Source organism: Streptomyces sp. DH12, from assembly GCF_020873895.1.
Taxonomy (GTDB): domain Bacteria; phylum Actinomycetota; class Actinomycetes; order Streptomycetales; family Streptomycetaceae; genus Streptomyces.
In genome coordinates, this window is record NZ_JAHWGT010001612.1 from 1 (window position 1) to 395 (window position 395).

Annotated in this window: 1 protein-coding gene; it reads left to right on the forward strand. The window is 78.0% G+C overall.

The genetic code is table 11. The features are described from left to right. On the forward strand, nt 1-395 hold a 395-nt coding region (locus tag LPA54_RS41345; RefSeq protein WP_228985523.1), incomplete at both ends, for a PAS domain-containing protein.

A 395-nucleotide genomic window follows, 5' to 3' on the forward strand; every position in this document is an offset into this window, starting at 1 on the left:
ACCCTGCTCGGCCTGGCCGTCCCCGAGGACCTGCCCTCGCTGATGTCCGTGGTGGAGGCCGACCACATGACCATCGGCGACCGCGAGCTGGAGTTCCGGGTGCTCCAGCCCGCCGGACCTCCCCGGTGGCTGCGCCTGCGCGGCCGGCTGGAGCACGGCGGCGAGGGGCGCCCGGCCCACCTCGTCGGCACCGTCGCCGACGCCTCCTCGCTGCGCGCCGACGTCACCGACGAGGCCCGGGTGCAGCGCCTCGCCGCCGCCCTGTCCACCGCCGTCACCGTGCGGGACGTCGGCAAGGCCGTGGTCGCGGCGCTGCGCCGCCCGCTGCGGGCCGACCGGATCGCGCTCGCCGAGCTGGAGAGCGACCGGCTCGGGCGGGTCGAGGACGGTGACGC